3 protein-coding genes are annotated in these 3,554 nt (G+C 59.1%); 1 reads left to right on the top strand and 2 read right to left on the bottom strand.

Translation table 11 applies throughout. The annotated features are described in order from the left end of the window. Positions 1-173 precede the first annotated feature (173 nt). Together CAK78_RS10240 and CAK78_RS10235 are read right to left on the bottom strand one after the other, a co-directional pair. Positions 174-2,024 (bottom strand): DUF3413 domain-containing protein, encoded by a 1,851-nt coding sequence (locus CAK78_RS10240; RefSeq protein ID WP_094697190.1) that lies wholly within the window; start codon positions 2,022-2,024, stop codon positions 174-176. Between the two features lie 43 nt (positions 2,025-2,067). Further along, complete coding sequence (locus CAK78_RS10235; protein ID WP_005299589.1) at positions 2,068-2,295, bottom strand: YejL family protein; 228 nt, start codon at positions 2,293-2,295, stop codon at positions 2,068-2,070. Positions 2,296-2,368: 73 nt separating this feature from the next. Between CAK78_RS10235 and yejK the strand changes: the two genes are divergently transcribed. Then, positions 2,369-3,430, top strand: a complete 1,062-nt coding sequence (yejK, locus tag CAK78_RS10230) for a nucleoid-associated protein YejK (RefSeq protein ID WP_026140927.1) — start codon at positions 2,369-2,371, stop codon at positions 3,428-3,430. The last annotated feature ends 124 nt before the right edge of the window (positions 3,431-3,554 follow it).

The following is a 3,554-nucleotide window of genomic DNA, read 5'->3' as shown; positions in this document are numbered from 1 at the left end:
GTAGCAAAGTGGGCCAACGTTTGCGTCGGAGATGGTCTGGCAAGCAGGGTGGGTGATGAGGCGGGGGCGGACGAAAGCGGCTAGGTCAACGGGGTTGGCAGACCCTGCACAGACCTTGGCGGCAATAAAAAACCCGCTCGAGGAGCGGGTTTTCAAGGGATACAGGACGGGCCTCAGGGGGCGCGGTAGAAGCGGTTCAGCTCGTTCATCACCTGGATCATGACCCCCATGTCCGGGGTGCCGTGCTTGATGGGACGGTAGCTGTTGCGCTCCAGCAGCTCGAAGTCACCCTGCTTGTTGAAGTGGGTGATGGTGTTGCCCTGATAGATGGCAAAGTCGCGTTGATCCCCTGCCAGCAGCCAGTTGCGCGGGCTGTTGTCGAACAGGTTGCGACCTATGCTGTAGTCCCGCGGCGGGTTGCGCACCCCCAGCATTCCCTGCATCAGGGTCGGCACCAGGTCCAGGTGGCTACTCGCCTGACTGCGGGGTTGGCTCTCGTTGCCCGGCCAGGCCAGCACGAAGGGCACCTGCACCTGATAGGGCGAGTAGTTGGTGCCATAGCCCCAGCTGTTGCTCAGGGTATCGTTGAACTCCTGGCCATGGTTGGAGGTGACCACGACGATGGTCTGTTCACTGAGCCCCTGCTGTTGCAGCTGGGTCAGCATCTGCTCCAGCAGCTGATCGGTGTAGAAGACCGAGTTCTTGTAGCGGTTCTCCAGCTTTTGCAGGTTTTCGGCCTGATAGGCGGTGGCCGGGTTGAACTTGGTGAGCTCCGGCTGGAAGGGCCCCTTGATGTCAGCAGGCAGCTGATAATCGCCCGGGCTCGACAGATAGACCAGCGAGAACCAGGGACGGTCAGGGGAGCGCTTGGCAAGCCACTGCTGCCAGTCGCCGATGAGCCGGGTGTCGTCGGTCTGCTCGGAGACGAACACCTGCTTGCGCAGGCCGGAGAGGATGCTCTGGCGATACTGTTGGGCATCTTCCAGCGCACCGAACAGGCCGAACTGGTAGTCCTGGCGCAGCATCTCGTCGAACAGCACCGGCGGGGTCTTGTCGTTGCGAATGTCGTCGTAGTAGTGGCCCGGCAAGCCGTAGAACAGGCTGAACATCCCCATGACGTCATCGTTGCCGCCACTCATGTGGTTGGCAAAGTTGAGGTGCTGATCCGCATAGCGCTGCAGATTGGGCATGTTGATGTTGTTGAGCATGTCGGCCCGCAGGGAGTCGACCACCACGATCAGCAGGTTCTTGTGGCTCTGCGGGGCGTTGACGCTGAGCGGGCGCAGCGGGTAGCGCAGTCGGCTCGCGCCGTCGACATCCTGGGATTCGGCCTTCTTCTCGTACTGATCCAGATCCAGCCAGCCGTGCTTGGCAAGGAAGCTCTTGGCGGTCATGGGGTAGGAGAGCGGGAAGTTGGCGCGCTGCATGGTGATGGGCTGATACAGGGTGGCATCGGCCCAGCTGTTGACCACGTGGGTCAGGATGAAGCAGACCAGCAGGGCCAGCCCCACCTGATTGCCGTACTGACGGCGCTTGCGCTTGTTGATCTTGCGCCACACATAGGCCGACAGCAGCAGCTGCACCAGGAAGATGGTGGGCACCGCCACGAAGATGATGCTCCAGATCGAGCCCTCCTCGGTCTGGGCCTGATCCAGCAGCAGCTGCCACACCTGACCGTTGAGGTGGAACTTGAACAGCTGGAACACCTGGGTGTCGATAAGCAGCAGCACCAGCGCCAGGGTGGCGATGATGGCGGAGATGAAGCGCAATGGTTTCTCCCTGGGCAACACGAAGCTCAGGGGGAAAATCGTCAACAGGTAGGTGACAAAGCTCAGAAACGAGAAGTGACCGATCCAGCTGATGATGAGATAGGTCACGCCGAGCGTGGTCGATGGCCAGCTGATCGCCCCCAGATAACGGGTGGCGATCAGCATGGCCAGAATGATGTTGAAGAAGGAGAACCAATGCCCCCAGGTGATCAGGCGAGAGACATTATCACGATAGGGGTTGCCGGTTTCGACCATAGTGATCCATCTGCTTGAAAAACATCAAAGAATGCGAAGAGACTCAATGAGCATCGTGGCGATGATCGACCGAGGCGGTGAGCGCCTGGATGAATTTCTCGGTGATCGCCTGACGCTGGGCCGGGGCCATGCCATTGATGATGTTGGTGGTCAGGTTGCCGAGCACCATCAGACTGAGGTCCACCGGCGCCTTGTGCTTCTCCAGGGCGGTGATCAGGTCGTTCATCAGGGCGTCAAACTGCTCGTTATTGTACTTTGATACGATGGGCATAATCTTGGGTTCATCTCGGTTCAAAGCGCCTTATAATACTTCACCCTTTCGGCTAACACTATGGCTTTGTGACATGAGTCTCGATATCGACAAGATCATTCTTCACTCCCTGCGCCAGGGCGGCGATGGTCAACCTCACGCCGACACCCGCAGCCAGCTTCTGCCTGCCGATGAGGCGGTACAGGGGCTGATGGCGGAGCTGCACCGCATTTACAACGGCAAGGGGGGCAAGGGCTTTGGCTTCTTCGCCGACCCCGAGGCCGCCGTCGCCGAGCTGGCAGAGGGGGAAGAGGCCCCCAAACAGCCCTCTCCCCTTTTTCGCATCGCGCTGGAAAAGCTGCTGGACGAGCAGCTCGAATTCGTGCCCTTCTCGGTGGAGATGACCCAGCTACTGGTTAAACAGCTGGTGGAGCACGCCCTCGACGAGCAGGGGGTGCTGCTGTTTGCCAAGTACAACTACGTGGGGGTGGATTATCTGATGATCGCCCTGCTGGAGGGCAAGGAGAGCGTCACCGTCAGCGAGGCGCTGGAGCTGCGCCACATCCAGTATCTGGATATTGGCAAATTGAACCTGGTGGCCCGCATCGATCTCACCGAATGGAAAACCCAGGCTGATTCGCGCCGTTACATCACCTTCAGCAAGGGCCGGGTCGGTCGCAAGCTGGGTGATTTTTTCATGGATCTGCTGGGTGCCCGCGAGGGGATGGATGCCAAGATCCAGAACAAGGGGCTGCTGCAGGCGGTGGACGACTATTGCGACAGCCGCCAGCTCGAACCGGCCGAGCGCAACGACTACAAGAAACAGGTCTTCAAATATTGCACCGAGCAGGCCAGCGCCGGTGAAGAGATCGAGATCAGGGAGCTGTCGGCGGAGCTCTCTTCAAAAGAAGCAGGGGAAGGCGATCTCGATTTTTACAGCTTCATCGGTCAGGAGTACGAGCTGGAAGAGCGCTTCCCGGCCGACCGCTCCACCCTGCGCGGGCTGACCAAGTTCGTCGGCTCCGGTGGCGGGCTGACGTTGAGCTTCGAGCAGAAGCTGCTCAACAGCCGGATTTTCTACGATCCCCAGACCGATACCCTGACCATCAAGGGGGTGCCGCCCAATCTCAAGGATCAGCTGTTGCGCCAGTCGTAATGTGATCTGCTTTCCATTTTTGGCAAAAAGACACCGCAGCCCGCTGCGGTGTCTTTTTATTTAACGGGGTAGGTGGCAGCGAAACCAACTCGGTGATTTGTTAACAAATTAAACAGAATAATCC

The sequence above is a fragment of the Aeromonas sp. A35_P genome, assembly GCF_002259925.1.
GTDB lineage: Bacteria > Pseudomonadota > Gammaproteobacteria > Enterobacterales > Aeromonadaceae > Aeromonas > Aeromonas dhakensis.
The sequence above is the reverse complement of the archived record's forward strand: the minus strand, read 5'-3'. Positions and strand labels throughout refer to the sequence as shown.